Source organism: Arthrobacter sp. 05L428, assembly GCF_056397665.1.
In genome coordinates, this window is the sequence record NZ_JBFTNW010000003.1 from 145,881 (window position 1) to 172,688 (window position 26,808).

Genomic DNA, 26,808 nt, shown 5'->3' on the forward strand with positions numbered 1-26,808 from the left:
CAGCCCCAGCTAAAGGAGACCCATGAGCCGCACCTCCGGCACCAGCGCCGCCGTCGACCCCCTGTACATCGGTGTCAGCACCAAGATGTACCTGGGTTATCAGGAAAGCCTGCGCTGGCTCTCGGAGGTGCGCGCCGTGGTGGACGCCCGGCCCGCCCTGGCCGCGGGCCGGGACGTCCGGGTGTTCGTCATCCCGTCCTTCCCGGTCCTGGCCGAGGCCGGGAAAATCCTGGCCGGCTCGCCGGCGCTCCTTGGCGCACAGAACTGCGCCTGGGGGGACGGGGCGCTGACCGGGGAGGTCAGCCCGGGCATGCTGGCCGAACTCGGCGTCTCGCTGGTGGAGCTCGGCCATGCGGAGCGCCGGGCACTGTTCGGCGAGAACGACGACGTCGTGGCCCGCAAGGTCCGGGCAGCCGTCGACGCCGGGCTCACGCCGCTGCTCTGCATCGGCGAGCCCGGCACGTTGGGCCCCGAGGAGGCCGCGGCCTTCTGTTTGCGCCAGGTCCGGGCCGCGACCGGGGGCGACGAGTCGCTGACGCCCCGTCTGGTCCTGGCCTACGAACCGGTCTGGGCGATCGGGGCGGACCAGCCCGCCGCGCCCACGTACGTCAACGCGGTGGTGCAGCTGATCCGCCAAGGGCTCGGCGCGCCGTGTCCCATCATTTACGGCGGCAGCGCCGGACCCGGGCTGCTGCCGCAGCTGGCGTCCGCCGACGGGTTATTCCTGGGCCGCTTTGCGCACGACGCCTCGAACCTCGGCCGGGTGCTGGACGAAGCGCTTCAGACCTTCGCGCCGGCCAGCAGCTCTTCGAGCCGCTCGTAGCCCTCGGTCAGGCCACCTTCCATCCCGGACTGCGCCATGCCGTCACGGGCTTCCATGCTGGGGTAGACGGCATGCGCACTCAGCCGGGTGCGGCCGCCGCCGAGGTCCCGGAAGGTGAGGAACTCGATGCTCACCACGTCCGGGTAGCCGCCGTATTCGAAGGTCTGGACCGCGAAGTCGTTCTCCCGGACGGTGTGGAAGACGCCGCTGAACCGGTGCGCGACGCCGTCGAGCCCCGTGTGCGTGTAACGGTAGCTGCCGCCGGTGCGGAAGTCGTAGTGGTCCACGTCCATGGTGATCCGCCGGGGGCCGAGCCACTGGGCGACGAGTTCCGGTTCCTTGTGGGCCCGGAAGACGTCCGCCACGGGAAAGTCGAACTCCCGCTCGAAGTCGATGAAGGGCAGTCCTTCCGGAACCGTGAGTTTCAGGGCGTTGCTCATGATGAGTCCTTTGCCTGGGTGCCGCGCGCGGCGGCCTGGGATCGGAGCACGGCGTCGAGGCTGCGGAACTGCTCCTCGCGGACCAGCCGGTACTGGTCGATCCAGGCGGTGAGCGCCTCCAGCCGTGCGGGGTTCAGGTGGACGGGCCGGCGCTGGGCGTCCCGCGTGCGCGTGACGAGCCCCGCCTGCTCGAGGACCTGGATGTGCTTCGAGACCGCCTGCTTGGTGATCGCGAAGGGTTCCGCCAATTCGTTGACCGTGGCCGGGCCCCGGCTGAGCCGGGCGATGATGCGGCGGCGGACGGGATCGGCAAGCGCCAGGAAGGCGGTGTCGAGGTGTTCGTCGTCGGCCATGTGGTCAAGCTCCGTTATTCAACTGCCGGTTATTCAACTGCCATTATTCAATGCATACGTTGATCAACCTGCTGGTTGTTTAAGGCTAGCCCTGACCCTGCGGGCTGGCAAGAGGTTCAGACTGCCGCGTGCAACCGGGGGAGCGCGTCCACCAGCGGGGCGAGCTCTGGAACCTCCTGCGCTTGGGCCAGGGCGCGCTCCAGCGTGTGGTCGTGGACGGGCCGCGCCTGCTCCAGTAGCTCGATGCCGCTGGGCGTGAGCTCGGTGTAGATCCCGCGGCGGTCGTCCGCGCACAGGATCCGGGTGAGCAGGCTGCGCTCCTCGAGGCGGTTGACCAGCCGGGTGGTGGCGCTGGGGCTCAGGGCCGTGGCCCGGGCAAGCTGCTGCATCCGCATGTGCCAGCCGTCCTGCCGGCTCAGCGCGTCCAGCACCGTGTACTCCACTACCGAGAGCTGCGCCTCGCTCTGCAGCGAGCGCTCCAGCTCCGCTTCGATCAGCCCGTGCAGCGCCGCGAGGGTCCGCCAGCCTTGCGCCCGGACCTCGACGGCGTCGTCTTTGATGCCCATCTGTTGTGCTCCCTTTCAGCTCGGGCAGCCGCGCTCCGAACGGCGAAGTGCGGACAGCCCACAAAAGTAGTTGCTTGCGCGCTATACTTGCGTGTGCAGCAATAAATAACGCGTCTGCAACTACTAGCTTACGCTTCGCACATCCCCCCGTACAGTTTTGAAGGAGCTCAGCCATGCCTATCGGCCTGATAGCACTCGCCCTCGGCGGGTTCGGAATCGGACTCACCGAGTTCGTCATCATGGGCCTGCTGCCTCAAGTGGCCGCAGACTTCCGCGTCACCGAGGCCACCGCCGGATGGCTGATCTCCGGCTACGCGCTCGCCGTCGTGGTGGGAGCGCTGCTCCTGACCGCCGCAGTGTCGCGCTTCGAACGCAAACCTGTCCTTGCTGTGCTCATGGTGCTGTTCATCGCGGGCAATCTCGTCTCCGCGGTCGCGCCGGACTACGCCCTGATGATGGTCGGCCGGATCATTGCCGCACTGGCCCACGGCGCGTTCTTCGGGATCGGCGCGGTAGTGGCCGCCAGCATGGTCGCCCCGAACAAGAAAGCCGGCGCCATTGCCATCATGTTCACCGGGCTGACGGCGGCCAACGTCCTGGGCGTGCCGTTTGGCACCATGCTCGGCCAGGCCGCCGGCTGGCGGTCCACGTTCTGGGCCATCACCGGGATCGGCGTACTGGCCCTCGTGGGAATCCTTGCCCTGGTGCCGAAGACCGGGGCGGGTGAAGCTGCCGCTGGCGGACTGCGGGGCGAGCTCCGGGCCTTCCGGTCCGGCCAGGTCTGGCTGTCCATCTTCGTGACCATTCTCGGCTACGGCGGCATGTTCGGCGCCTTCACCTACATCGCGTTCACCCTCACCGAGGTCACCGGCTTCTCGGCGGCCACCGTGCCGTGGCTGCTGATCATCTTCGGCGTGGGCCTCTTCATCGGCAACACCGTCGGCGGCAAGGCAGCGGACCGGAACGTGGACCGCACCCTGCTCGTGGTGCTGGCCGCCCTCGTCCTGGTGCTCGTCGTCTTCGCCCTCACCTCGGCCAACCAGCCGATGACCATCGCCTCCATGGTGCTGCTGGGCGGCTTCGGCTTCGCCACCGTGCCCGGGCTGCAGATGCGCGTCATGAAGTACGCCGACAGTGCGCCCACCCTGGCCTCCGGCGCCAACATCGGCGCGTTCAACGTCGGCAATGCCCTGGGCGCGTGGATGGGCGGCGTGACCATCACGGCCGGCCTCGGCTACACCTCGCCGATCTGGGCGGGCGCCGGAATCACCCTGCTGGGCCTGGTGGTGATGGCGTTCGCCGCCGTTGCTGCCAAGAAGGGCGACGGCAAGGGTTCCGCCAAGCACGACGCCGGACGCCTCGCGGCGGCCGTGGCCGGGCCGGCTGCCAGCGAGACTAAGGACGCGCGGGAAGACGCCGCGCTGCAGCGGCTCTAACCAGCGGCCGCCGCACGGCTCCGGCAGAGCTCCACGAAGGCGCGGAACGGGGCCTGCCGCTCCTCGGCGGGAAGCTCAAGGGCCTCCGGATGCCACTGCACCGAGGCCACCCAGCGCTCCGGATCTTCCAGGGCCTCCACTGTCCCGTCGTCGGCCACCGCGGTCACGACGAGTCCCTCGGCCACGCGGGCCACGGCCTGGTGGTGGCCGGAGGCAATCTTGACCGTGACTGCGGCTGCAGCGCCGGACCCCGCGGCGGGTCCGGTGTTGCCGTACAACCCGGCCACCTTCGAGCCTCCGGCGATCCCGACCTCGTGCCAGGCCCACGGGCCCGAGCCATGGACGGGATCCGGCTCGCGGTGCGACACGGTGCCCGGGTCCATGTCCTGGATGAGGGTTCCGCCGTAGAGCACATTCAGGAGTTGGTGCCCGCGGCAGATGCCCAGCACCGGCAGTCCGACGTCGATGCACTGCCGGGCCACCGCGAGATCCAGCTCGTCCTGCTCCTGGTTGACGTCGTAGCAGGTTCCGCTGTCCTCCTCCCCGTAGAGCCGGGGGTCCAGGTCGCCGCCGCCCGGAAGTACGACGCCGTCGAGCCCGCCAAGTCCCCCGGCGCTGGTCAGCGGCACGGGCTCGCCGCCGCCCTCGCGCACCAGCTCAACAATGTAGTCAAATAGTCCGTTGGCCTCGCCCACCCTGGGATCGGGGTCCAGGGAGCTGCTGAGCCGGACCGGAAGGCCGATGCGGGGGCGGCCGCCGGAGGGCCGTGCTGGAATCTGCATGACTCATTTTGCACCACCGGTTCCGCATCGCAACGCAGGGCTAGGATTGCCGGATGACCAACAGATATCTCGTGTCCCGCAGCCGCTTCATCGCGGCCGCTCCGGAAGCCATCTTCGAAGTGCTTGCCACACCCGCACTGCACAGCGTCATCGACGGCTCGGGCACAGTGAAGGGTGCCCAGCCGCGCGGTCCCGAACGGCTGGCGCTCGGCGCGAAGTTCGGCATGGAAATGAATATCAAGATGGACTACAAGATCCTCAACACGGTCTGTGAGTTCGAGGAGGGCCGGCGGATCGCGTGGCGGCACTTCGGCGGCCACGTCTGGCGCTACCTGCTGAATCCGGTCGCCGACGCCGCCGGAAATCCCGGCACCCTGGTCACCGAGCAGTGGGACGCGCGGGAAGTGCGGGCCAGGATCCTCCTCCGCTTGGCCGGCTACCCCCGCCGCCACCCGGCCAGCATCGAGCAGACCCTCGCCAAGCTCGACGCCTACATGACCTCGGAAGCCGCAGCCGGTTCCGGACCCGCCCCGGACCAGCTTCACTAGGGCCGCCGGATGAGCGCCGCCCGCAGCCTGCATCCGAGTCCGCGCACCCTTGAGGTCGAAAGCGCCGGCAGTTTCGACCGGCTGGTGGCGGCAGGCGCGCGGTCCATGCACGGCTGGCACGTCCAGTCGCTGGACCTGCGTGGCCGCCGGGAGCCGCTGGAGTCCCTCGACGCGCAGGGTGCCATCTTCCTGGGCTGCACCTTCGATGAGGGCGTGGAAGATTCACTGCGCGGCCGCGGCGCCCTGATCTTTCCCAAGCTGGAAAAGGTCCCGTTCAACCCCTACCGCGGCCGGCTCTACACGCCGCAGGAGCTCTACGCGGGCATAGCGCAGGCCCGCTACGAGGACACCCTGGACGCCAGGGTCTACCAGTGGAGCATCCGCCCGGGCCAGCGGCACCGCCTGGACGCGACGCTCGCCGCGGCCCTCCATGACCACTCGATCGGTGATGCGCTCGAAGAGCTGACCCGGTCGGAGCTGTGCCTTGGCCGAACCATGGTGGGCGTCATGGGTGGCCATGCCGCGAGCCGCGGCTCGGCCGGCTTCACCGAGGCAGCGCTGCTGGGCCGCCTGCTGGCGCGGAACGGAAGGGTGGTCGCCACCGGCGGCGGCCCGGGCACCATGGAAGCGGCTAACCTGGGCGCCTACCTCAGCGCGGCGGACGAAACGGATTTCCAGCGGGCGCTGACTGAGCTCGCCGTCGTGCCCGGCTTCCGGCCCTCGGTGTCGGCATGGGCGCGGGCAGCGGCTGCCGTCGTCGAACGCCATCCGGACGGCACGCCGTCGCTGGGGATTCCCACCTGGTTCTACGGCCACGAGCCGCCCAACTTCTTCGCCACGCACATCGCCAAGTACTTCGCCAACGCGATCCGCGAGGCCGTCCTGCTCGAGCTGTGCAACGGCGGGATCATCTTCCTGCCGGGATCCGGCGGCACCGTGCAGGAGATCTTCCAGGACGCCTGCGAAAACTACTACGGCGCCCCGGAGACCATCACGCCCATGGTGCTGGTGGGCGAGGAGCACTGGCTGCGCAGGTTCCCGGCCTGGCCCCTGCTGCAGAGCCTGGCCGCGGGCCGGCGGATGGAAAACCGGATCTTCCTGGTGGACACGGTCGACGAAGCCCTCGCGGTGCTGGAACGCTAGGAGCCCGCGGCGCTCAAGGGGCCGGCGTGCCCAGGGGCCTAGAGGTCCTTGCGGCAGGGGGCGTGGCCAAGCTCGTAGAGGCCGTTCAGGTCCCCGGCGGCCAGCCCGTCCGGCGCGCCGATCTCGGGGTACATCAGCTGCGTGGGGTCGTCCACATGTTCCAGGCCCATCACGTGGCCCAGCTCATGCAGGATCACCGCCGTGGCATACGCCGAGCTGTCCCCGCGGTCCAGGTCCTGCGTGATCTGCGGCGCGTCCAGTTCCAGGCTGCCGGTGACGAAGCTCTTGGGGCCGTCACCGAAGCTGAAGTGGGTGCTGCCGCCGGTGCCGATCACGGCACCCTTGAGTTGCGGCGCCTGCTCCGGGGTGGTCCAGGCGATCAGCAGGGGAGCCCAGCGCTCGCCGTATCTCGCCTTCTGGTACGGCGCGCGGGACTGGGACGGGGCCTCCGTGGTGGGGCCGTCGTTGACGAACTTGATTCCGGTCGCCTCGGAGATGGTCCTGATCGCGTTTTCCACCAGCGGCCCGGCGCCCCTGGGGGCCAGGGCGGAGTTGACCACATAGTGCAGGGGCCGGCAGGGGGAGTAGCCCACCGGGCCGCCGTCGGCGTTGGTGGCCAGGAACTTATAGGACTTGCTGGCGGACGGCGGCGTCTGCGGCTGTCCCAGGGGCTGGTCCTGCTCCTCGTAACCGGGCGGTGGAACAGCCATTTGCGATTCATCTTCGGGGATTCCGGCTTTCCTGCCCGCCGGACTGGCCGTCGGGTGGCTCGCCGGGGCGCTGGCCGGCTTGGCGTCGGCTCCGCCGTTGAACTCGAAGAGCCCGACAAAACGCGGGTCGCCGTACACCAGCCCGGCCGACAGGAAGGCCGCTCCGGCGATCAGGATGACAGCCGCAAGGTTCCGGACCACCCTGACGGCACTGCGGGCGCGGCTGTGCCGCGGGGAGCGGTCCCGGAACCCGGGATCGTCCACTAGGCGACCACCGCGCCGAACACCATGCCCAGAAGATAAGTAACAGCGGCCGCACCGATGCCGATGGCGAGCTGGCGGAATGCGCGGCTGGCAGGGGAGGTGCCGGAGAGCAGGCCGACCACACCGCCGGTCAGCAGGAGCGCGATCCCCACCAGGACGGCGGAGACCACGAGGGCGGCGATCCCGGTCATGCCCAACAGGAACGGGATGATCGGCACGATCGCGCCGGAGGCGAAGAAGCAGAAGCTCGACGCCGCGGCACTCCAGGCTGTGCCCACGGCCTCGTGCTGGTCCTCCGTCTCGGGAAGTTCCGGCCGCAATGAAAGACTCGGATCGCAGTCGCAGTCCAGCAGCCCCATGCGCTCGGAGACGCGGTGCTCGGCCGCCTCCCGGGACATGCCGCGGGCCAGGTAGACGAGCAGGAGTTCGTTGTGTTCGATGTCCAGCGACGGCGCAGCCGCGAGCGTGACCTGGGTGGGGCGGGTGGCGGCCAGCAACTCACGCTGGGAACGCACGGAGATGAACTCGCCGGCTCCCATCGACAGGGCCCCGGCCAGCAGGCCGGCCACACCGCTGAGCAGGACCACGGAGCTGCCCACGCCGGAGGCGGCCATGCCCATGACGAGGGAGAGGTTGCTGACCAGCCCGTCGTTGGCGCCGAACACCGCGGCGCGGAAGCTCCCGGCGAGGCGGTTGCGGCCGCGTGTGGCCAGCCCGCGGACTACTTCCTCGTGAATCTGCTCGTCGGCAACCATGGCCGGCGTGGCGTTGGGGTCGTTCGCATACGGGGAGCGGCTCTCGGCGCGCTGCGCCAGGGCCAGGACAAACACGGAGCCGAAATGCCGGGCCAGGAAACCGAGGAACTGGCTGCGGAGCGAGGCGGGGCGCGGCCGGCCGGCATGTTCGCCGAGGAGCTGCAGCCAGTGCGCCTCGTGGCGTCCCTCGGCTTCGGCCAGGGCGAGCAGGATGTCGCGTTCCTCGCCGCTGCGGTTCTGTGCGAGGTCGCGGTAGACGGATGCCTCGGCGCGTTCGTCGGCGAGGTACTGCCGCCAGCGCTTGATGTCCGCCGAGGTGGCGGCGGGACTTGCCGTGAGGCTTGCCGTCGGGCGCGGCGGGGATCCCGCGGAGGGGCTGTGGGCAGAATGGTTTGGGTCAGATGGGGCGTGCTGAGACACGTAAACTCCTGGGCTTGATGGGGCATGGTTCGGCCCCATTGCGACTCCAGCGTACCCCGTAATTCCGCGGATTTTCGGCTGGCAATCCTCAGTGGAAAGTTTCGGTACGCCGTAAAGTAAGCACCCTTACTGCCCGGCGGCGTCCGGGCAGGACGGCCCTTGACCCCCACCGCCGGCGGTGTTCGAATAAAGATCAGGGCGGGTTCTTCGGCAGGCCCGTCCGGCCGTTTCCGGGCGTGAGCCTGAGGGCCCGGGCGGCTTGAAGACCACTGCCGCAGCCCGAGCGCACGGAGGTCGCACCATGGACAACACCGGACCACAGGCCGCCCAGCCGGCCAGGGACTCCGTCGAGTCTGATCCTGCCTACGACTTTGCCGAGGATGCCCCGGTCGGCGATGCGGAGACCGTGGACGAGGAGCTGCTCGAAGAAGCAGACCGGAACGTCCCGCTCGATGCGGAGGATTTCCTCGGAGACGACCAGCCGATAGTGCCTGCCGATACGGACGAGTTCCGTGAAGCCGAGGAAGAAGAGTAGACGGCCCGCGTCAGACCGGCTGTTTCAGCAACAATCCGGACAGTACGACGGCGGTGCCTCCCCGGGTGGGAGGCACCGCCGTCGTTGTTGTGGGAGCCGGTGCTGCCTGGCCCGCTTTCCCGGGCCGGGCATGTGCTCAGGCGTGGACTAGTGGCTCAGCGCCGGGACCTTTTCCTGTTCCTCCGTGGCGTCGCCGGCAACACGGTCGTGCCAGTTCTTCATCACCGCGGGATCCGTCGGCCTGGTCAGCAGTGAGACCGCGACGTAGACCACCGCGGAGGCCAGCAGGCCGTAGTAGATCGGTTCGTTGGCGTAGATGCCGTCCAGCGGGACCTCGGCATTGATCTCCAGCACGATCATGGTGCCGAGGGTCAGGACCGACCCGACGGCCATCGAGGCAGCCGCAGCCACCCCGGTGCCGCGCTTCCACACCAGGCCGCCAAGGATCGCGACCAGCAGGCCGCCCACGAGGATGTCGTAGGCGATGGTGAGCGCCGCGACGACGTCCTTGGTGATGATGGCGATCACGATCGCGACGACGCCCAGGCCCAGCACCCACAAGCGGTTGGCCCTGACGTCGTGCTCCGGGTTGTCCGTGTCGTCGGTATTGATGGTCTTGCCGAACCAGCCGGCGACGAAGGGCAGGACGTCGGCGCGGGCCACGGTTGCGGCGGCGATCAGGGCGCCGGAGGCGGTGGACATCATGGCGGCAACGGCCGCGGCGAGCACCAGGCCGCCGATGCCGATCGGCAGCAGGTTGGTCGCGACCTCGGCGTAGACCACGTCCTTGCCGAGCGCTTTGACGTCGATGTCGGGCAGGGCGACCCGGGCGCCCAGGCCGATCAGGGCGCCGGCGGCACCGTAGAGGATGCAGTAGACGCCGGCCGTCGCGCCGCCCCAGCGCGCGACCGTGGGGGTCTTGGCGGTGAACACGCGCTGCCAGATGTCCTGGCCGATCAGCAGGCCGAGGGTGTAAACGACGAAGTAGGTGATGATCGTCTGGACGCCGATGCCGTCAATCTGGAAGAAGCTGGCATCCACGCGGCTGCGGATGCCGTCGAGGCCGCCGGCGGCGTTGAGTGTGAACGGCAGCATCAGCAGGAAAATACCGACCGTCTTGATCACGAACTGCACCTGGTCGGCCAGGGTAATGGACCACATGCCGCCGATGGTCGAGTAGACCAGGACGATGGCGCCGCCGATGGCGATGGCCAGCGCCCGGTCCCAGCCGAAGAGGACGACGAAGATTGTGGCGTACGCGCCTGTGGAGGTGGCGCAGAGCATCAGCGTGTAGGCGAGCATGACGATCCCCGAGGTCTGGGTGGCCCGGCTGCCGTAGCGCAGGGTCAACATCTGGGAGACCGTGTAGATCTTGAGCTTCTGGATGGTGCTGGCGAAGAGCAGGCTGAGCAGCAGCACCCCGGCGCCGATCGCGACCACGAGCCACATGCCGGAGATACCGAACTTGTAGCCGAGGCCCACGCCGCCGACTGTCGAGGCGCCGCCAAGGACGACGGCGGCCATGGTGCCGGTGTACAGGAAAGGCCCGAGCCGGCGACCTGCCACCAGAAAGTCGCTGTTGTTCCTTGTGCGGGACTTGCCCCACCAGCCGAAGGCCAGCATGGCGATGAGGTACACCACCACGATGGCGATGTTGACGAAACTTGCGTCCATAAGGGGGCTCCTTGGAGCTGTTCGGAAGCAGCGCAGGGCGTCCGGGCCGCAACCTTGCGGCCGGCGTCCGTTACTGCTTGACGGTAGATTGCGGGAGGGCAGCCGGTGAGACTCCCTCCATTGCCCAATAGGCAACAGTTGTTGCCAAACAGTAAGTTGTGACGGGGGTAACAGTCAAGGTCTTTCCGCGGCGTGTCCTTCCGGGCATCCCGGTGCCGGTCTGCGGCTAGGATTGGCTCCAATGATGGGGCCGCGCGGCCGGCCGTGAAAGGTTCCCTTATGAAGGCTCTACCCGTAGAACCGAGCAACGTTCCCGTTGCCATCGGTTCCAGGATCCGTGCCGCCCGGCAGTCTCAACGGCTCACCATCGAACAGGTCGCTGATGCCACCGGCCTGACCAAAGGCTTCCTCAGCAGGGTCGAGCGTGATCTCACCTCGCCTTCCGTGAGTTCGCTGGTGACGCTGTGCCAGGTCCTCTCCATCTCGATCGGCGAGCTGTTTGCCGCGCCGGAAACCCACCTCACCAAGCAGGGCGAGGGCCCCCGGATCTCGCTCGGCGGCGAAGGGATCGTGGAACGCCTGCTCACCGCCCGCTCCGAGCGCCGGGTGCAGATCATCCAGGCCGTGATCGAGCCCCGCGGGCGCGGCGAATCCGAGTTGTACGCCGTGGACTGCGACGTCGATGTGCTCCATGTGGTCAAGGGCAGCATCCGGCTCATCCTGACCAACGAGGAGTTCGAGCTGGGAACCGGAGACACCGTGACCTTCCCCGGCCGCGAGCCGCACACCTGGATCAACCCCAGCGACGAGCCCGTTGAGGTGCTCTGGGTGCTGGTTCCGGCCGCGAGCCGGTAGGTTCTCCAGGCCCGGCCGGACCCGCCAGGCGGCCGCGCTGCCCGGGCCGGCTGCGTTCCTGCCCGGTTGTTGGCTCCCCGGCTAGTGCCTGGCCGAGGCGAGCCCCGGAGTTCCGCGGGTCGACGCTGCAGCGCGGGAGTCCGACGTCGAAGAACTGGGCTGGAACGTCAGCGGGCAGGCTGGAACGTCAGCGGGCAGACTGCGGGCCCCGGCCCAGCACGGCCCGGATCTCGGCCAGGACACGTTGCGGCTCGAACCAGATGTGTTCGGGCATGTACCGGAGCACGGCAAACCCGTGCAGGGTCGATGCGTTGTTCCGGCCCAGGTCGCGGCGGAGCGCGTCGCGGTTGGAATGGAACGCGAAGCCGTCCACCTCCACGATGAGGAATCCGTCGAGCAGGAAGTCCACCCGGCCAATTCCGGGCAGGTAGTTCTGGGCGTCGTAGCCGATTCCGTTGGTTTTGAAGAGGTGCTGGGCGTCGACCTCGACAATGGATTCGGCCCGCAGGTCCAGGAGATGCAGTGCAGTGCGCACCGGTCCGGATCTTTTGCCCGGGAGCTCGCCCTTCAGCAACTCCAGCGGCACACCATGCAGCCGTAGCGCCGAGGTCGCCATCGCCGTCGACGCCGGGGGAGCGAGGCAGCTCATGGCGTGCAGGACCACGTCCTCGACCGCCGCCAGCGGTAGTGTCGCATGACCCTCGAACCTGACGGTCCTGTGTCTGATGAAGCCGGATCCGTGGCCGTGGTTGCAGGCGAGGTGGTGCCGGTCCGGCGGTTCACGCAACCAGAGGCCGTAGTGCCCGGCGGCGCTGGCGCAGCTGACCCGGGCATTGTGCCGGAGTGCGGCTACGAACTCGGGAGCGCATCCGGGAAGGACAAATACGCCCCGCCGCAGCTGGCGCACGCCGTCGTCAGGCAGCCGGGCAACGTCCGTTCGGGAAAAGCCGGCAGCCAGGAGTTGGCCGGTCCGGGCGACGCCGCCCACCCGGCCGAGGTAGTCGAGGAGGTCCATCAGGCCAGTACAGGGGCGTGACCGGTCCGGCGACACCCGGCAACCGGGCTATCTGGACAAACCCCGAGGGCGCCCTGGCCCGCCCGGACCCGTCGGCGGCCGCGTTCCCGCCCAGTTCTCCAGGCCCGGCCGGCCCCGGTGGCCGTGGAAAGCCCGGAAAGCCGAGGACCGGCCGCGGCGGCGCACGCTGCGCGACCCAAGAACTGGGAGGGAGCGCTCGCTGCCGGTCCGAGCGCGAGCTCAGTCGCCATCGTTGGTAAACAACTGATGCGCAGCAGACAACTCCGAGTGTATGATGGCAGTCACACCCGTCGGACAACCCTCGAAGGAGACTCCTCCCTTGGAAGAGCTGCGCATCGAGGCCAATGGCAACCTTGGCCCCATCGATTCCTCCCGCATCCCGCGCTACGCCGGCGCCGCCACTTTTGCCCGCCTGCCGCGGCTGGACCAGGTGGCCAAGGCTGACGTCACGGTGGTCGGCGTTCCTTTTGACTCCGGTGTCTCCTACCGCCCCGGCGCGCGCTTCGGCGCCAACCACGTCCGTGAAGCCAGCCGGCTGCTGCGGCCGTACAACCCGGCCTGGGACGTCAGCCCCTTCGAGAACATCCAGGTCGCCGACGCCGGGGACATGGCCGTCAACCCGTTCAACATCAACGAGGCCATCGAAACCATCCAGCAGAACGCGCTGGACCTGACCGCTTCTGGCGGCAAGCTGCTGACGCTGGGCGGAGACCACACCATCGCGCTGCCCCTGCTTCGCGCCGCCGCCGAACGCGCCGGACAGCCCGTCGCCATGCTTCACTTCGACGCGCACCTGGACACCTGGGACACCTACTTCGGCGCCGAATACACCCACGGCACCCCCTTCCGCCGCGCCGTCGAGGAAGGCATCCTGGATACCGAGGCAATCAGCCACATCGGCACCCGCGGCCCGCTCTACGGCAAGAAGGACCTCGACGACGACCACCGCTTCGGCTTCGGCATTGTCACCTCCGCCGATGTCTACTACCAGGGCGTGCTGGAAACCGTCGCCAAGGTCCGCGACCGGATCGGCAACCGCCCGCTCTACATCTCCGTCGACATCGACGTCCTCGACCCCGCCCACGCGCCCGGCACCGGAACCCCGGAAGCCGGCGGCATCACCAGCCGCGAACTGCTGGAGATCATCCGCGGCTTCCGCGGCATGAACCTGGTGGGGGCCGACGTCGTCGAGGTCGCCCCGGCGTACGACCACGCCGAGATCACCGGCGTCGCCGCCAGCCATGTCGCCTACGAACTCGTCACCCTGATGGCCGACAGCGCCGTCGACGGCGACCGGACCGGCGCGCCCAACGGCTACGCCGCGCAGGCCCTCGGCCACGAGTCCCGCCGTCCGGCCGGCTTCGCCGCTCCGGCAGCCCAGCCGGTCGAAACCGGGGCCTCCCAGTGACCGGCGTGCGCAACGGCGGCGACCTCGTCGTTGAAACCCTCGAGGCGCTCGGCGCCAAGACCGTCTTCGGCATCCCCGGCCAGCACGCCCTCGGTCTCTTCGACGCGATGGGCCGCGGAAACTTGCACTTCGTCTCCTCGCGGGTGGAGAACAACTCGGCCTTCGCCGCCGACGGCTACTCCCGAGCCACCGGCGAGGTCGGTGTCCTGTTCCTCTCCACCGGCCCCGGGGCCCTGACCTCCCTGGCCGGCCTGCAGGAGGCCTACGCCACCGGGGTGCCGATGGTGGTCGTGGCGAGCCAGATTCCGCTCGACGGCCTCGGGGCGCGGCGCAAGGGCATGCTGCACCAGCTCGATGACCAGAAAGCCTCGGCCGCCAACGTCACCAAGAGCCAGCGGCTGATCCAGCACGCCTCCGGCATCCCCTCGGCCATCCAGGACGCCTGGACCGAGGCCATCTCCTCACCGCAGGGCCCGGTGTGGATCGAAATCCCGCAGAATGTCCTGCTGGACCCGATCATGGTGCCCCCGGTGGAGGATGCACTCGCCGAAGCCGCGGATAACCCGCCCCGCGTGGAGCTGGTTCGTGAAGCCGCGAAATGGCTTGCGGAGGCGAAGCGTCCGGCCATCATCGCCGGCGGCGGCACCCGCCGCGGCCACGCGGAGAAGTCGCTGCTGTCCCTCGCGGAGAAGCTGCACGCGCCGGTGATCTGCACTCCCGGCGGCAACGGCGCGTTCCCCTGGAACCATGAACTCTCGCTCCAGTCCTGGATCGAGGACCAGTACATGACGGAGCTGCTCGAGGACGCCGACGTGCTGATCGTCATCGGCTCCTCGCTCGGCGAGGTCACCTCCAATTACTTCACCTTCGAACCCCGCGGCCGGATCATCCAGATCGACGCCGAGCCGCGGGTGCTCGAGTCCAACCGTCCGGGCCTGGGCATCCGTGCCGACGCCGGCCAGGCTCTCGCAGCCCTCGACGAGGCCCTGGCAGCCGCACCGGCCGACGCCCGCCCCGACTGGCACGGCAGTTCGGCTGAGAGCATGGTCAAAGAGACCCTGGCCAAGGTAAAGGCCCGGCTGGAATCGCAGGACCTCGCCAAGGAACTGAAGTTCATGGCCGACATCCGCCAAGCCGTTCCTGCGCAGATGCAGACGTTCTGGGACATGACGATCTCCGCCTACTGGGCCTGGAGCTGCTGGGACGCCCGCGAGGGCCAGTTCCACTCCGCCCAGGGCGCCGGCGGCCTCGGCTTTGGCTTCCCGGCGGCAATCGGCGGCGCCGTGGGGCTGGAGACCACCGGTAAACCGGGCGGTTCGGCCCGGGTGCTCGCGGTGTCCGGCGACGGCTCGGCGATGTACTCGATCTCCGAGCTGGCCACCGCCAAGCAGCACAACGTTCCGGTCACCTGGCTGATCGTCGACGACGGCGGCTACGGCATCCTGCGCGAGTACATGGTGGGCGCCTTCGGCAAAGCCACTGCCACCGAGCTGGCCCGCCCCGACTTCGTGAAACTGGCTGAGGCCTTCGGCGTCCCGGCGGTCCGGGTGGCCCCCGAGGACGTCGGTGACGCGCTGAAGGCGGGCTTCGCGGCGGACGGGCCGAACGTCGTCGTCGTCGAAACCCTGCTCAAGATGTTCGCCCCCACGCACCTGGACGTCTAAACCCCCATCCCAACGAACGAACACAACAGGGCCCGAATCCTCACGGATCCGGGGCCCTTTTGTGTATGGGTGCGCTCCCCGTCGAGGCTTCTTAGTTTCCCAAAGCAATCAATTTATTGTATTGTTGCTTCAGGCAAGTAAGTAAGGGGCTTCCAAACATGTCAGTTGCATCGACCACTGCAGCCAAGCTGGTCCACCAAATCTTCGATCTCCAGCGCGCCGTCCGGTGCGTCGCCGCGGCGAACCTTCGCGGCGACGATACCGGCGTCGCGCTGCAGGGCGTCCTGCGCTTTGTGGGGGAGGGCGAAACCCGAGCCACGCAGCTCGCGGAGCGGCTGGGCGTCAGCGCCCCCGTGCTCAGCCGGCACCTCGCCGAACTGCTCGAGCAGGGCTACGTGGTCCGGCGGCCGGATCCCGAGGACGGCCGGGCGCAGCTCATCGCGCTCTCGTCGGCCGGGACCGAGAAACTGCGCTCCATCGAGGCGCAGCGCGCCGCCACGCTGCAGGGCTTCCTGCAGGACTGGAGCGAGGACGACGTCGAAGAGACCTCGCGCACCTTGAAGAAACTAGCTGAATCCCTCAGGAGTTCAGCCCGGGCAAAGACGGCCGGATCCGCCGACACGACCAACTTTGTTGAGGAGTAAATCTATGGCCAGCCACGCTGCCGCCGCCGGGCCGTACCCGGCCACCACCGCGCAAGCGGCCCCCGCACCGCAACCGCACCACGAACCGCAGGCGGCCATGAGCCACCGGCAGATCATGGAAGCGCTGACCGGCCTGCTGGCGGCGTTCTTCACTGCCATCCTGAGCAGCACCATCGTTGCGAACGCGCTGCCGACCATCATGTCCGAACTCAAGGGCACCCAGACGGACTTCGCCTGGGTCATCACGGCCGCATTGCTGGCCAACGCGGCCACCACCCCGATCTGGGGCAAGCTCGCGGACCTCTTCAACAAAAAGGTCCTCGTCCAGCTCAGCATCGTGATCTTCGTGGCCGGCTCCGTCATGGCGGGCCTGTCCGAGACCATCCCGCTGCTGCTGACCGCCCGCGTCATCCAGGGCATCGCGATGGGCGGCCTCACCGCCCTGGCGCAGGCCATCATCGGCTCGATGATCCCGCCGCGCGACCGCGGCAAGTACTCCGGCTACATGGGCGGCGTCATGGCCGTCGGCACGGCGGGCGGCCCGCTGCTCGGCGGCTTCATCGTCGACAGCCCGCTCGGCTGGCGCTGGACCTTTTTCGTCTGTGTCCCGCTCGCCGTCGTCGCCCTGATCCTGCTGCAGGTCACACTGAAGATCCAGCACGTCAAGCGCCCCGCCAAGATCGACTGGCTCGGCTCCATCCTGCTGACCTCCGGCGTCAGCCTGCTGCTGATCTGGGTCTCCTTCGCCGGCAACCCGGACTACTACGACTGGTGGTCCTGGCAGACGGTCGCCATGGTGGGCGGCGGCATTGTGCTCCTGGGCCTGCTGGTGCTGGTGGAATCCAAGGTGGCCCAGCCAATCATCCCGCTTAAGATTATCTCCGAGCGCACCACCGCCCTGGCAATCCTCGCCTCCGTGGCCGTCGGTGTCGGCATGTTCGGCTCCTCGACGTTCCTGGGCCAGTACTTCCAGGTGGCCCGCGGTGCCACCCCCACCGAAGCCGGCCTGCTCACGCTGCCCATGATCGCGGGCAACCTGATCGGCTCCGTGCTCTCCGGCCAGCTGATCAGCCGCACCGGCAAGTGGAAGCGCTACCTGGTCGCGGGCGCCGTCGCGCTGATCGGCGGCCTCGGCCTGGCCGGCAGCATGGACCACACAACCGAGCTCTGGCTGACCGGGATCTACACGGCCATCCTCGGCGTCGGGCTGGGCTTGCTGATGCAAAACCTCGTCCTTGCCGTCCAGAACACGGTCCAGGCCAAGGACATCGGCACGGCCAGCGCCTCGGTAGCCTTCTTCCGGTCCGTCGGCGGCGCCATCGGGGTCTCGGTCCTCGGCGCCGTGCTGGGCAACCGGGTCAAGGATCTGGCCGTGGAAGGCCTCGCTGCCGCCCGGATCAAGGTCCCGGCAGGATCCACAGGGGCCAGCATGGACCTCAAGGACATGCCCGCACCGATCCGCGACATCATGCGGGCCGCCTACGGTGACGCGATCGCAGAGGTCTTCCTGATCTCCGCCATCATCGGTCTCGTGGCGCTGGTGGCCATCCTGTTCATCAAGGAAAAGCCGCTCCGCCGCACCGTCGACATCCGACCGGAAGCTTCGGCCTCCGCCGCCGTTACCGGTTCCGGAACCGCCGCCGACGTCGAAGCTGCCGCCGGGGTGGCTGCCCGCGCCGCCGCCGCTTCCGGCCCCGCAGCGGGGCCCGCCGCGGCTCCCACGCCAGGGCACGACTCCGCCGAGACCGGCATCGTCGACCTGGACCGCGAGTTCATCGAGGTCCTGAGCCGGCAGCGCGCCACCGGGTCCCGGTTCCCGGACGCCGCGCGGCTGGGTGCGGACAACCGCCAGAACAGTGACGGCGAAGCCAGGGCCGAGCGTGAAGGCGCCCGGCTCCGGGCCCGGACCATGGTGGCCGAGGCGCGCGCCGACGACGCCGACGTCGTGCCACTGCTCCTCCAGACCCAGCGGTTGCTGGCCGAACAGCAGGTGCAGCTGGCGGATGCCCTGCGTGCCGTCCACGAGCAGGCGGCGGAACAGCGCGCGATCGCGGCCGAACAAGCCCGGGTGGCGGAGCAACTCACCACCCTGCGGCGCCAGCTCGCCAAGGAACGCAAGCTCCAGCGCGCGGCGGCCGACTACATCGCCACGCAGGGCCGGCACCGCGGCGAGTAAACGACCCCACGAATGCGGTCCCGCGTCTGCCCTCCGGGGGAGCCGCGGGGCCGCTTTTGGACGGCTCGGCGCCCTGGCGGTGGCCGCCGCAGCGGGTTAAGTACAACGATTGGCTGACATCCGCAGCTGGAGGTACCACCCCGGCACGGGATTTCGTAGAGTGGGACAGCTAAGGCTGTCGGTCCCGGCTGCTATAACTTTCCTTGTTCGTCTGCTGTTCTTCCTCTTCTGCGCTTCATGAACCATTCTTAAGGACCCGTGGGCATGCTTGTCACCCTCATACGGCGCTATTCCAAGCCGTATTTGCCGTTTATTGCGGCCGTCGTCATCTTCCAGTTGGCCTCCACTATCGCGGCCCTGTACCTGCCCAGCCTCAACGCCCAAATCATCGACGAGGGAGTCTCCCGCGGCGACACGGACTACATCTGGCGCACCGGCGGTCTCATGCTCGGCGTCGCCCTGGTCCAGGTGGTCACCGCGATTGCCGGTGTGTACTTCGGTTCCAAGGCCGCGATGGCGTTCGGCCGGGACCTGCGCCGGGGCGTTTTCCGCAAGGTCAGCAGCTTCTCCGCCAGGGACGTCAACGTCTTCGGCGCCCCAACGCTGATCACCCGCGGCACCAACGACGTCCAGCAGGTCCAGATGCTCATGCTGATGGGGCTGAACTTCATGGTGGCCACGCCCATCATGTGCATCGGCGGCATCGTCATGGCCCTCCGCGAGGACCTCAACCTGTCCTGGCTGGTCTGGGTCTCGGTGCCGCTGCTGGTGGTCGTGGTCGGCTACCTCGTGGTCCGCCTGATGCCGCTGTTCCGTTCCATGCAGGCCAAGATCGACCGGCTCAACGGCATCCTGCGCGAGCAGATCATCGGCATCCGCGTGGTCCGTGCGTTCGTCCGCGAGCCGCACGAAGCGCAGCGTTTTGGCGCCGCCAACAAGGAACTCACCGACGTCTCGCTCAAGATCGGTGCCTTGTTCGTGCTGATGTTCCCTGCGATCGGGATGATCCTGCACGTTTCCACCGCCGCCGTGCTCTGGTTTGGCGGCCAGCGGGTGGACGCCGGGGAGATGCAGGTGGGCTCGCTGACGGCGTTCCTGCAGTACCTGCTGCAGATCCTGATGGCCGTCATGATGGGCACGTTCATGGCGATGATGATCCCGCGCGCCTCCGTCTGCGCGGACCGCATCGGCGAGGTGCTCGACGTCGAACCTTCCATCCACGAACCGCTCGCCCCTGTGGCGCCCGCTGCCAAGGCTGGCCGGGTGGAGTTCCGGAACGTCTCCTTCGCCTACCCCGGTGCCGAGGCACCGGTGCTCAGTGACATCAGCTTCACCGCCGAACCGGGCCAGACCGTCGCGATCATCGGGTCCACCGGCGCAGGCAAGACCACCCTGCTGGCGCTGCTGCCGAGGCTCTTCGACGCCGCCTCCGGCGAGGTGCTGCTCGACGGCGTCCCGGTCACCCAACTGGACCGCGCCGAAATCACCGGGCGCGTCGCGATGGTGCCCCAGCGGCCCTACCTGTTCTCCGGCACCATCGAGCACAACCTGCGCTTCGGCAAGTCCGAAGCGACCGACGAGGAACTTTGGGACGCCCTCACGGTGGCCCAGGCCGCAGACTTCGTCCGTGAAAAGAAAAACGGACTCGGCGCCCGGATTTCCCAGGGCGGCACCAACGTCTCCGGCGGCCAGCGGCAGCGTCTCTGCATCGCCCGCGCACTCGTCACCGAACCCAAGGTCTTCCTGTTCGACGACTCCTTCTCCGCCTTGGATGTCGCCACCGACGCCCGGCTGCGGAAGGCGCTCAAGGCCAAGACGGCCGACGCGACGGTGATCATCGTGGGCCAGCGCGTCTCCACCATCGCGGACGCGGACCAGATCCTCGTCCTGGACAACGGCCGGATCGTGGACCGCGGAACCCACGAGGAGCTCCTCGCCAGCTCCAGCACCTACCAGGAAATCGTCGAATCCCAGCTGACCGCGGAGGCCATCGCATGAGCACCAACGAAAAGCTCAGCCACGGCTCCGCCGGCAAGGCTCCCCACGAGGCGCCCGTGGAGGCCCCCGCCGAAGCTCCCGAGGAGGACTTCTACGAGGAGGAATTCACCCCCGGCGAAGCCGACGGCGGCATGTTCGGCGCCGTGCCGGCGAAGAAGGCCCAACACTTCTGGCCCTCGGCGAAGCGGCTGATGGGCCTGCTGAAACCCGAGCGGGCCGGCATCGCCGCGGTCCTCGCGATGGTGACAGTCGCCGTCGTCCTCAACGTGATTGCCCCGCGCATCCTGGGCCAGGCGATGGACGTGATCTTCGGGGGAGTGGTCGGCAAGCAGTTGCCGGCCGGCGCCACCAAGGACCAGTTCATCGCCGGACTGCGCTCCCAGGGCCAGGACAACTTCGCGGACATGCTGGCCCGGATGGACGTTGTGCCCGGCGTGGGCATCGACTTCCAGAAGCTCGCCTTCCTCATCAGCATCGTGCTGGTGATGTACTTCGTCGCGAACATTTTCCTGTGGCTGCAGGGCTACGTCCTGAACGTGCTGGTCATGCGGGTGGTCCGCCGGCTGCGCGACGACACCGAGAAGAAGCTCAATAAGCTGCCGCTGGGCTACTTTGACACCCGCCAGCGCGGCGACATCCTTTCCCGCGTCACCAACGACGTCGACAATATCCAGCAGGCCCTGCAGCAGGCGTTCGCGCAGCTGGTGAACTCGGCACTGACCGTGATCGGCATCGTGATCATGATGTTCATCGTGTCCTGGCAGCTGGCCCTGATCGCGCTCATCGCCCTCCCGCTCTCGGGGGTGGCCGCCGGCATCATCGGCGCCCGCAGCCAGAAGCTCTTCGCCGCGCAGTGGAAGAACACTGGCGAGCTCAACGGCCAGATCGAGGAATCCTTCTCCGGCCACGACCTGGTCCGCGTCTTCGGCCGCGACGCCGACATGCTGGCCCGCTTCGACGAACGGAACGAGGAACTCTACAAGGCCAGCTTCGGCGCCCAGTTCGTGTCCGGCATGATCATGCCGGTGATGCAGTTCGTCTCCTACCTCAGCTACGTGGGGATCGCCGTCGTCGGCGGGCTGCGGGTGGCCTCGGGCGGGATGAGCCTGGGCGACGCCACGGCGTTCATACAGTACTCGCGCGAGTTCACCCAGCCGCTGGGGCAGATGGCCGGCATGGCCAACATGCTGCAGTCCGGCGTGGCCTCCGCCGAGCGGGTCTTCGAATTCCTCGACGCCGACGAACAGGACGCCGAGACCGCCCTCGAGCACCTCCCGGCCAAAACCGACGGGCACGTCGAGTTCAAGCACGTCACCTTCAGCTACACCCCGGACAAGCCGCTGATCGAGGACCTGTCCTTCACCGCCGAGCCCGGGCACACCGTGGCCATCGTCGGCCCGACCGGGGCGGGCAAGACCACCCTGGTGAATCTCGTGATGCGCTTCTACGAGCTCAACGCAGGCAGCATCACGCTCGACGGCGTCGACGTCACCCGGCTCAGCCGCGCCGAACTGCGCTCCAAGGTGGGCATGGTCCTGCAGGACGCGTGGCTGTTCGGCGGCACGATTTACGAGAACATCCGCTACGGCAAGTTGGACGCCACCGAGGACCAGATCATGGCCGCGGCGAAGGCGACCTTCGTGGACCGCTTCGTGCGGGCGCTGCCGGAGGGCTACAACACCGTCATCGACGAGGAAGGCAACAACGTCAGCGCCGGGGAGAAGCAGCTGATCACCATTGCGCGGGCCTTCGTGGCCAACCCCTCGCTGCTGATCCTGGACGAGGCCACCAGCTCGGTTGATACCCGCACCGAGGTTCTGGTCCAGAAGGCCATGGCCGCGCTGCGCACCGAGCGGACCAGCTTCGTGATCGCCCACCGCCTCTCCACCATCCGGGACGCGGACACCATCCTGGTGATGGAAGCCGGACGCATCGTCGAACAGGGCAGGCACGCGGAACTGCTCGAACTGCGCGGTGCTTACTACCGCCTGTACATGTCCCAGTTCGCCGGCGAAGACGCTGAGGCGTCTCTCGAGGAAGAGCCGACGGCGGTGCACAGCTGAGCGCCGGGACCGGGGCCGGGAGCATGCCCGGAACCAGCGAACCCCGGCGCCTCGAGGTGCAGGTGCCGATGCGCTGGGGCGATATGGACGCCTACGGCCACATCAACAACGTGCAGATCGTCCGGATCCTGGAGGAGGCCCGCATCGCCGCCTTCGGGCCGCCGCGGGGAGCGGGCCTGCCCGGCATGGAACCCCAGGTGTCGCTCTTCAACGACATCCCGGAGGGCACGCTGGCGCTGGTCGTGGAGCATAAGATCCGCTACGTCCGGACGCTGGAATACCGCAACGTTCCCGCCGTGGTGCAGTTGTGGGTCGGCGCGGTCAAAGGGGCCAGCTTCGACATCCACTACCTGGTCCAGGACCCCGTCACCGGCGAAGACTGCGTCAAGGCGAGCAGCCACCTCGCGTTCGTGGACGAAGCCACCGGGCGGGTGCTTCGGCTGACCCCCGAGCAGAAGGCAAAGCTCGCGCCTTTCGCGGCGGCCCGCCACGAACCCAACTGACTGGCAGTAGTTGTCGTTTTGAGCCCGCTAAACGACAACTAATGCGAGCTAGTTGGGCCGGCGGCCCGCCAGACCCACTAGCCCCTACCTCGCTGCCGGGATCGGTCCTAGACTGAACAGGCCCGCGGGAAGCCGGCAGGATGCAAACCTTAGGAGCACGGATCATGGCCAAGCGAAGCAAGATGAAGGCGCGGAAGAAGACCTGGAAAGAGCTCTCGCCGATGGCGAAGTTCGGCACCATCACAGCGGCCGTCGTCCAGCTCTCCCTCCTGATTGCCGCCCAGCGCGACATCTCGCGCCGTCCGGCGGAGGAGATCCGCGGCAGCAAAGCGTTGTGGCGGGCAGCCACTCTCATCAACTTCGTCGGCCCGGGCAGCTATTTCACCTTCGGCGTCAGGCGCCGCCCGGCCGTCAAGTAATACCCCGGCCGCCCTCCGCGGGCGCTCTGCGGGCTCCGCCAGAACCGCGGAACAAAGCTACTCGCCGGTAGTTCTGATCTGCGGCGTGATGCGGGCGTTCAGCTTAAGCCTGTAAATTGAAGGCATGACCCCCAACAAAAAGCCCGCCATGCACCGCGCCCTCGGCATCTCCAAAGAGATCGAAGACGCGGCGTGGTTTGTACTGGGCCCGGGGCTGCTCGGCAAGGCGTCGCCGCTGGACGGCCGGACTAGGACGTGGTCGGTTGCGGCGGCCTCGGAGTTGCTGGAGCGGCTGGAACGGGGCATCCCGGACCCCAAGGCGCCGATGATGACCAACCTCCGCGAAAACCTTGAGGGCGCCACCCGCGGGGCGAAGCAGCTGGCCGTCGAGCTATTGTTCCTGCAGTCGCTGCCGCTGGCGCACGAGGTCAAGTCACTCAAGGTCAAGCGGGCCCGCGTCGCAGAGGCGGCGTCCTGGCTGGAGCCTCCGCTGGCGCTCCCGGACGAACTCTATGCGGGCATGACGGACCACGGGGTGATCCGGGACCGCACCGCGGAGTTCAACTGGACGATTTGGGACCACCTGAAGTGGCTCTGCCGCTTCGTTCGGCACGTCGCCCAGCGACCGGCCGGCGTCGTCCAAGCCGCGATCAAGGACCCGCTGGCCTTCCACGAACTCACGATTGGCACCCCGGAAGACCAGCCCGCGATCCGGCGCAGCATCGAATTCCTGGTCTGGCCCGGCTACTTCGAGCCCGTCGTTGCCGACGTCGAACGCCAGGAGATCCGGGATGCCTTCGCCTCCCTGGTTGGCGGTGCCAGGGGTGACTCCGACGAGGAAATCTCCGCGGACATCCACCGCATCAGGCTGCACCTCGACGAGCAGGCCGGGCAGCGGATCGACTGGTACTCGCGGCAGCTGGTCAGCCAGTGGCGGAAGGTGGCCGATCCCGGCCGCCGCGCGTGGCTGCTGCGCAGCCACCACGACAACGCCGAGCTGCTGGCCGCCTGGCAGGACGACGAAGCGGTGACCCTCGACGTCGAACACCTCCGTCTGTTGGACCCGGGCGTGACCGCCGGCCTGGTCCAACACGCCGTGGACGAGGACTACAAGCACCTCAGCTACGTGGAACGTGAGGACACCAAGACCGCCGTCTTCGCCTTCCTGACCGTGATGAAACCGGGCGACTTCACGCTGTACCAGAACTCGGGGACCGTCCGAGTCGGCGTGGTGCTGGGCGAACCCGAACACCATGATGACAACCGCCGGCTACGCCGGAAGGTCCGCTGGTTCGACGAGGTCCACTCGATGGCCGAATTGCCCCGCCACGTGCAGCGCCAGCTGGCCAGCTCGGGGCTCATCGTGGACGTCACCCGGGTGATCCAGGCGCTCGAGACCTTGCTCCCGGCCGAAGCCGAGGCAGAGGCCGACGACGGCGCCGAGCCGGACGCCGTCGTCGAGCCGTGCGAGGGCTTCCGGCCGCTGACGGCCGAATTCGCCGCGTCCCTGCACATGGACCTCGAACCGCTGCAGGAAATCGCCGAACTGCTGGAGGAAAACCGCCAGTTGGTGCTCTACGGCCCGCCCGGCACCGGCAAAACCTACCTGGCCAAGCACCTCGCCGCCGAACTGGCCGGGGACACCGGCGACGAGCGGGTCAAACTCGTCCAGTTCCACCCCTCCTACGCGTACGAGGACTTCTTCGAGGGCTACCGGCCGGACAAGACCGACGAGGGCCAGGTGTCCTTTAAGCTGGTGGCCGGACCGCTCCGCAGGCTGGCCGAGGAGGCCGCCAAACCCGGCAACGAGGGCAAGCCGTACTTCCTGATCATCGATGAGATGAACCGGGCCAACCTGGCGAAGGTCTTCGGCGAGCTGTACTTCCTGCTGGAGTACCGCGACGACCGGATCTACCTGCAATACAGCCCCACGGAGCCGTTCTCGCTGCCGGACAACCTGTACATCATCGGCACCATGAACACCGCGGACCGCTCCATCGCGATGATGGACGCCGCCATCCGCCGCCGGTTCTCCTTCATCGAACTGCATCCCAAGACCGAACCGGTGAAGGGCTCGCTGCTGCGCTTCCTGCAGGCCCGGGGCCTGGACACGACGCCGGCGCTGCTGCTCGACGAACTGAACAACGCCATCGACGAGTGGGACCGGGACCTGATGATCGGGCCGTCCTACTTCATGAAAAAGGCCGCCCAGACACCCACCGGGCTGCGCCGGATCTGGAAGTACGAGCTGATGCCGCTGCTGGAGGAGCACTACCACGGCCAGCTCAACCGGGCGCAGCTGGAGGAACGGTTCGGACTGGAGCAACTGTTGAGCCGCCTTGCTCGCGTCTAGCCTCGCCCCTGCCGGCACCGTCCGCCACATCGTCCTGGATGAGCTGTCCGGGGGAGTGGTGGAACGGATCGATGCGGGCAGCGCCGCGTACATCAACGGCAGCGGACTGGCCAAGGCTTCTCCGCTGGGCATGGGCCTGTTCCGGATCGAACCTGTCGGCAAGGTGGGCTCCGTGCGCACCCCTTCAGTGCAGCTGGAAGTCCGGCCCAAGGAGCGGCTGGGCCTCGGCCGGCTGCTGTTCCTGCTCGGCTATACGGAAAACCAGGGCTTTCGGGATGACGCCGTGGCCGCGGTCGAGGACACCGATCTCTGGAGCGCCCTCGCCGAGTCGCTGGCCCAGCTCGCCGACCGGGCCCTCAGCCGCGGGGTGCTGCAGGGCTACCTGAACGTCGACGAGTCGCTCCGCACCGTTAAGGGCCGGATCAGGATGTCCGACCAGATCTCCCGCCGCCCCGGCATGCTGGTGCCGCTCGAGGTCTCCTACGACGAGTTCACCGAGGACATCCCGGAAAACCGCATCCTGCGCGCGGCCCTCGAACGGATGTCGCAGGTGCCGGGGGTGCGGGCCGATGTGCTGAGCCGGCTGCGGCGGTTGAAGGGAAAGCTCGACGCCGTGACGCGCCTGCAGTCCGGCGCCCCGCTGCCGTCGTGGCGGGCCAGCCGGATGAACACCCGCTACCACGCGGCCCTGCGGCTCGCGGAGGTCATCCTGCGCAACGCCTCGGCCGAAGCCGGGGACGGAAAGCAGCACTCGGCGTCGTTCGTGGTGGACATGTCCAAAGTCTTCGAGGACTTTGTCGGCATCGCGCTGCGCGAGGCCATGGCCGCGTACCCGGGGGAGATGCGGCTGCGCTACAACTCGATGTTGAACGAGGCGGTGCGGGACTCCGACCGGATCATGGTGCAACCGGGCGCGGTGCATCTGCTGGGCGGCCGGCCCGTGATGGTGTACGACGCGAAGTACAAGGCGGCGTCCGACATCGGCGCCTCACTGTCCGCTGACCACTACCGGATGCTCGCGTATTGCACGTCGCTGCGGGTGCCGACGGCGTGGCTGGTTTACGCCGGCGCGGGGGAGATCAAGCTGCGGCGGATCCTCAACACGGATATCGATGTGGTGGAATTTCCGCTGGATCTGTCGCTGCCGCCGTCGGAAATCCTGGCGTCAGTGGCTGACCTGGCGCAGCAGTCGTGGGGCGAAGTGGTCCGTCAGGCGACGATCAGCCGCTGACGGGATGCC

At 68.2% G+C, this 26,808-nt stretch carries 24 protein-coding genes; 16 read left to right on the forward strand and 8 right to left on the reverse strand.

The genetic code is table 11. The features are described 5' to 3' along the window. Positions 1 to 22 precede the first annotated feature (22 nt). A complete protein-coding gene (locus AC1DH3_RS09305; RefSeq protein ID WP_441418302.1) occupies positions 23 to 823 on the forward strand; it encodes a triose-phosphate isomerase family protein in 801 nt (266 codons plus the stop codon). Here the strand turns inward: AC1DH3_RS09305 and AC1DH3_RS09310 are convergent. The 3 genes from AC1DH3_RS09310 to AC1DH3_RS09320 all read right to left on the reverse strand — a co-directional run bounded on the left by AC1DH3_RS09310 (position 781) and on the right by AC1DH3_RS09320 (position 2,182). After that, positions 781 to 1,263, reverse strand: a complete 483-nt coding sequence (locus AC1DH3_RS09310; protein ID WP_476909132.1) for an SRPBCC family protein — start codon at positions 1,261 to 1,263, stop codon at positions 781 to 783. The two genes, AC1DH3_RS09305 and AC1DH3_RS09310, sit on opposite strands and share 43 nt — an antisense overlap. Then, on the reverse strand, positions 1,260 to 1,616 hold the full coding sequence (locus AC1DH3_RS09315; protein ID WP_441418304.1) for an ArsR/SmtB family transcription factor: 357 nt from the start codon (positions 1,614 to 1,616) through the stop codon (positions 1,260 to 1,262). Before AC1DH3_RS09315 ends, AC1DH3_RS09310 begins: the two co-directional genes overlap by 4 nt. Before the next feature lie 116 nt (positions 1,617 to 1,732). Further along, the gene (locus AC1DH3_RS09320; protein WP_476909133.1) at positions 1,733 to 2,182 is read right to left on the reverse strand and encodes a MarR family winged helix-turn-helix transcriptional regulator; all 450 of its coding nucleotides are present in this window, start codon (positions 2,180 to 2,182) and stop codon (positions 1,733 to 1,735) included. A gap of 173 nt (positions 2,183 to 2,355) precedes the next feature. Between AC1DH3_RS09320 and AC1DH3_RS09325 the strand changes: the two genes are divergently transcribed. Further along, entirely contained in the window at positions 2,356 to 3,618 is a 1,263-nt protein-coding gene (locus AC1DH3_RS09325) for an MFS transporter (RefSeq protein ID WP_476909134.1), read from the forward strand. On the opposite strand, the gene AC1DH3_RS09330 is transcribed toward AC1DH3_RS09325, so the two are convergent. Then, positions 3,615 to 4,400: a gamma-glutamyl-gamma-aminobutyrate hydrolase family protein gene (locus AC1DH3_RS09330; protein ID WP_441418307.1), complete on the reverse strand. Its 786-nt coding sequence runs from the start codon at positions 4,398 to 4,400 to the stop codon at positions 3,615 to 3,617. The genes AC1DH3_RS09325 and AC1DH3_RS09330 overlap by 4 nt on opposite strands. Positions 4,401 to 4,453: 53 nt before the next feature. Between AC1DH3_RS09330 and AC1DH3_RS09335 the strand changes: the two genes are divergently transcribed. Both AC1DH3_RS09335 and AC1DH3_RS09340 read left to right on the forward strand, forming a co-directional pair. Beyond that, positions 4,454 to 4,948: an SRPBCC family protein gene (locus tag AC1DH3_RS09335; protein ID WP_476893114.1), complete on the forward strand. Its 495-nt coding sequence runs from the start codon at positions 4,454 to 4,456 to the stop codon at positions 4,946 to 4,948. Between the two features lie 9 nt (positions 4,949 to 4,957). After that, on the forward strand, positions 4,958 to 6,091 hold the full coding sequence (locus AC1DH3_RS09340) for an LOG family protein (protein ID WP_476909135.1): 1,134 nt from the start codon (positions 4,958 to 4,960) through the stop codon (positions 6,089 to 6,091). A 38-nt stretch (positions 6,092 to 6,129) separates the two neighbouring features. On the opposite strand, the gene AC1DH3_RS09345 is transcribed toward AC1DH3_RS09340, so the two are convergent. Next, positions 6,130 to 7,065, reverse strand: coding sequence for a matrixin family metalloprotease (locus AC1DH3_RS09345; protein ID WP_476909136.1), 936 nt, complete (start codon positions 7,063 to 7,065; stop codon positions 6,130 to 6,132). After that, positions 7,065 to 8,240: a VIT1/CCC1 transporter family protein gene (locus AC1DH3_RS09350; RefSeq protein WP_476909137.1), complete on the reverse strand. Its 1,176-nt coding sequence runs from the start codon at positions 8,238 to 8,240 to the stop codon at positions 7,065 to 7,067. Before AC1DH3_RS09350 ends, AC1DH3_RS09345 begins: the two co-directional genes overlap by 1 nt. Before the next feature lie 301 nt (positions 8,241 to 8,541). Here AC1DH3_RS09350 and AC1DH3_RS09355 point away from each other — a divergent pair, with 301 nt between their 5' ends. Then, positions 8,542 to 8,775: a hypothetical protein gene (locus AC1DH3_RS09355; RefSeq protein ID WP_441418312.1), complete on the forward strand. Its 234-nt coding sequence runs from the start codon at positions 8,542 to 8,544 to the stop codon at positions 8,773 to 8,775. 147 nt (positions 8,776 to 8,922) lie between these two features. Here AC1DH3_RS09355 and AC1DH3_RS09360 read toward each other — a convergent pair whose 3' ends face one another. Beyond that, positions 8,923 to 10,449 carry a sodium:solute symporter family protein gene (locus AC1DH3_RS09360; RefSeq protein ID WP_441418313.1) on the reverse strand — a complete coding sequence of 509 codons (1,527 nt, stop codon included), beginning with the start codon at positions 10,447 to 10,449 and terminating at the stop codon, positions 8,923 to 8,925. Between the two features lie 279 nt (positions 10,450 to 10,728). Between AC1DH3_RS09360 and AC1DH3_RS09365 the strand changes: the two genes are divergently transcribed. After that, the gene (locus tag AC1DH3_RS09365) at positions 10,729 to 11,304 is read left to right on the forward strand and encodes a helix-turn-helix domain-containing protein (protein WP_441418314.1); all 576 of its coding nucleotides are present in this window, start codon (positions 10,729 to 10,731) and stop codon (positions 11,302 to 11,304) included. A 187-nt stretch (positions 11,305 to 11,491) separates the two neighbouring features. On the opposite strand, the gene AC1DH3_RS09370 is transcribed toward AC1DH3_RS09365, so the two are convergent. Further along, positions 11,492 to 12,319, reverse strand: a complete 828-nt coding sequence (locus tag AC1DH3_RS09370; protein WP_476909138.1) for a DUF559 domain-containing protein — start codon at positions 12,317 to 12,319, stop codon at positions 11,492 to 11,494. A 340-nt stretch (positions 12,320 to 12,659) separates the two neighbouring features. Here AC1DH3_RS09370 and speB point away from each other — a divergent pair, with 340 nt between their 5' ends. From speB to AC1DH3_RS09420, 10 genes are all read left to right on the forward strand, one after another. Beyond that, complete coding sequence (gene speB / locus AC1DH3_RS09375) at positions 12,660 to 13,748, forward strand: agmatinase (RefSeq protein ID WP_476909139.1); 1,089 nt, start codon at positions 12,660 to 12,662, stop codon at positions 13,746 to 13,748. Beyond that, positions 13,745 to 15,412 (forward strand): thiamine pyrophosphate-binding protein, encoded by a 1,668-nt coding sequence (locus AC1DH3_RS09380; RefSeq protein WP_476909140.1) that lies wholly within the window; start codon positions 13,745 to 13,747, stop codon positions 15,410 to 15,412. The genes speB and AC1DH3_RS09380 overlap by 4 nt, the downstream gene beginning before the upstream one ends. Positions 15,413 to 15,570: 158 nt before the next feature. Then, positions 15,571 to 16,056 carry a MarR family winged helix-turn-helix transcriptional regulator gene (locus AC1DH3_RS09385; RefSeq protein WP_441418317.1) on the forward strand — a complete coding sequence of 162 codons (486 nt, stop codon included), beginning with the start codon at positions 15,571 to 15,573 and terminating at the stop codon, positions 16,054 to 16,056. A 97-nt stretch (positions 16,057 to 16,153) separates the two neighbouring features. Next, the gene (locus AC1DH3_RS09390) at positions 16,154 to 18,232 is read left to right on the forward strand and encodes an MDR family MFS transporter (RefSeq protein WP_476909201.1); all 2,079 of its coding nucleotides are present in this window, start codon (positions 16,154 to 16,156) and stop codon (positions 18,230 to 18,232) included. A 264-nt stretch (positions 18,233 to 18,496) separates the two neighbouring features. Continuing rightward, complete coding sequence (locus AC1DH3_RS09395; RefSeq protein ID WP_441418319.1) at positions 18,497 to 20,230, forward strand: ABC transporter ATP-binding protein; 1,734 nt, start codon at positions 18,497 to 18,499, stop codon at positions 20,228 to 20,230. Continuing rightward, complete coding sequence (locus tag AC1DH3_RS09400; protein WP_441418320.1) at positions 20,227 to 22,293, forward strand: ABC transporter ATP-binding protein; 2,067 nt, start codon at positions 20,227 to 20,229, stop codon at positions 22,291 to 22,293. The genes AC1DH3_RS09395 and AC1DH3_RS09400 overlap by 4 nt, the downstream gene beginning before the upstream one ends. Before the next feature lie 68 nt (positions 22,294 to 22,361). After that, the gene (locus tag AC1DH3_RS09405; protein ID WP_441418398.1) at positions 22,362 to 22,796 is read left to right on the forward strand and encodes an acyl-CoA thioesterase; all 435 of its coding nucleotides are present in this window, start codon (positions 22,362 to 22,364) and stop codon (positions 22,794 to 22,796) included. A 164-nt stretch (positions 22,797 to 22,960) separates the two neighbouring features. Then, on the forward strand, positions 22,961 to 23,215 hold the full coding sequence (locus tag AC1DH3_RS09410) for a hypothetical protein (protein WP_441418321.1): 255 nt from the start codon (positions 22,961 to 22,963) through the stop codon (positions 23,213 to 23,215). Between the two features lie 124 nt (positions 23,216 to 23,339). Then, positions 23,340 to 25,568, forward strand: coding sequence for an McrB family protein (locus tag AC1DH3_RS09415; protein ID WP_476909141.1), 2,229 nt, complete (start codon positions 23,340 to 23,342; stop codon positions 25,566 to 25,568). Next, on the forward strand, positions 25,555 to 26,799 hold the full coding sequence (locus AC1DH3_RS09420) for a 5-methylcytosine restriction system specificity protein McrC (protein WP_476909142.1): 1,245 nt from the start codon (positions 25,555 to 25,557) through the stop codon (positions 26,797 to 26,799). The genes AC1DH3_RS09415 and AC1DH3_RS09420 overlap by 14 nt, the downstream gene beginning before the upstream one ends. Positions 26,800 to 26,808 lie beyond the last annotated feature (9 nt).

What these genes read in the sequence shown, in the direction of transcription:
- AC1DH3_RS09305 (WP_441418302.1), top strand. Translation starts at nt 23, where the DNA reads ATGAGCCGCACCTCCGGCACCAGCGCCGCCGTCGACCCCCTGTACATC.
- AC1DH3_RS09310 (WP_476909132.1), bottom strand. Translation starts at nt 1,263, where the DNA reads ATGAGCAACGCCCTGAAACTCACGGTTCCGGAAGGACTGCCCTTCATC.
- AC1DH3_RS09315 (WP_441418304.1), bottom strand. Translation starts at nt 1,616, where the DNA reads ATGGCCGACGACGAACACCTCGACACCGCCTTCCTGGCGCTTGCCGAT.
- AC1DH3_RS09320 (WP_476909133.1), bottom strand. Translation starts at nt 2,182, where the DNA reads ATGGGCATCAAAGACGACGCCGTCGAGGTCCGGGCGCAAGGCTGGCGG.
- AC1DH3_RS09325 (WP_476909134.1), top strand. Translation starts at nt 2,356, where the DNA reads ATGCCTATCGGCCTGATAGCACTCGCCCTCGGCGGGTTCGGAATCGGA.
- AC1DH3_RS09330 (WP_441418307.1), bottom strand. Translation starts at nt 4,400, where the DNA reads ATGCAGATTCCAGCACGGCCCTCCGGCGGCCGCCCCCGCATCGGCCTT.
- AC1DH3_RS09335 (WP_476893114.1), top strand. Translation starts at nt 4,454, where the DNA reads ATGACCAACAGATATCTCGTGTCCCGCAGCCGCTTCATCGCGGCCGCT.
- AC1DH3_RS09340 (WP_476909135.1), top strand. Translation starts at nt 4,958, where the DNA reads ATGAGCGCCGCCCGCAGCCTGCATCCGAGTCCGCGCACCCTTGAGGTC.
- AC1DH3_RS09355 (WP_441418312.1), top strand. Translation starts at nt 8,542, where the DNA reads ATGGACAACACCGGACCACAGGCCGCCCAGCCGGCCAGGGACTCCGTC.
- AC1DH3_RS09360 (WP_441418313.1), bottom strand. Translation starts at nt 10,449, where the DNA reads ATGGACGCAAGTTTCGTCAACATCGCCATCGTGGTGGTGTACCTCATC.
- AC1DH3_RS09365 (WP_441418314.1), top strand. Translation starts at nt 10,729, where the DNA reads ATGAAGGCTCTACCCGTAGAACCGAGCAACGTTCCCGTTGCCATCGGT.
- AC1DH3_RS09370 (WP_476909138.1), bottom strand. Translation starts at nt 12,319, where the DNA reads ATGGACCTCCTCGACTACCTCGGCCGGGTGGGCGGCGTCGCCCGGACC.
- AC1DH3_RS09385 (WP_441418317.1), top strand. Translation starts at nt 15,571, where the DNA reads ATGTCAGTTGCATCGACCACTGCAGCCAAGCTGGTCCACCAAATCTTC.
- AC1DH3_RS09390 (WP_476909201.1), top strand. Translation starts at nt 16,154, where the DNA reads ATGAGCCACCGGCAGATCATGGAAGCGCTGACCGGCCTGCTGGCGGCG.
- AC1DH3_RS09395 (WP_441418319.1), top strand. Translation starts at nt 18,497, where the DNA reads ATGCTTGTCACCCTCATACGGCGCTATTCCAAGCCGTATTTGCCGTTT.
- AC1DH3_RS09400 (WP_441418320.1), top strand. Translation starts at nt 20,227, where the DNA reads ATGAGCACCAACGAAAAGCTCAGCCACGGCTCCGCCGGCAAGGCTCCC.
- AC1DH3_RS09405 (WP_441418398.1), top strand. Translation starts at nt 22,362, where the DNA reads ATGCGCTGGGGCGATATGGACGCCTACGGCCACATCAACAACGTGCAG.
- AC1DH3_RS09410 (WP_441418321.1), top strand. Translation starts at nt 22,961, where the DNA reads ATGGCCAAGCGAAGCAAGATGAAGGCGCGGAAGAAGACCTGGAAAGAG.
- AC1DH3_RS09415 (WP_476909141.1), top strand. Translation starts at nt 23,340, where the DNA reads ATGACCCCCAACAAAAAGCCCGCCATGCACCGCGCCCTCGGCATCTCC.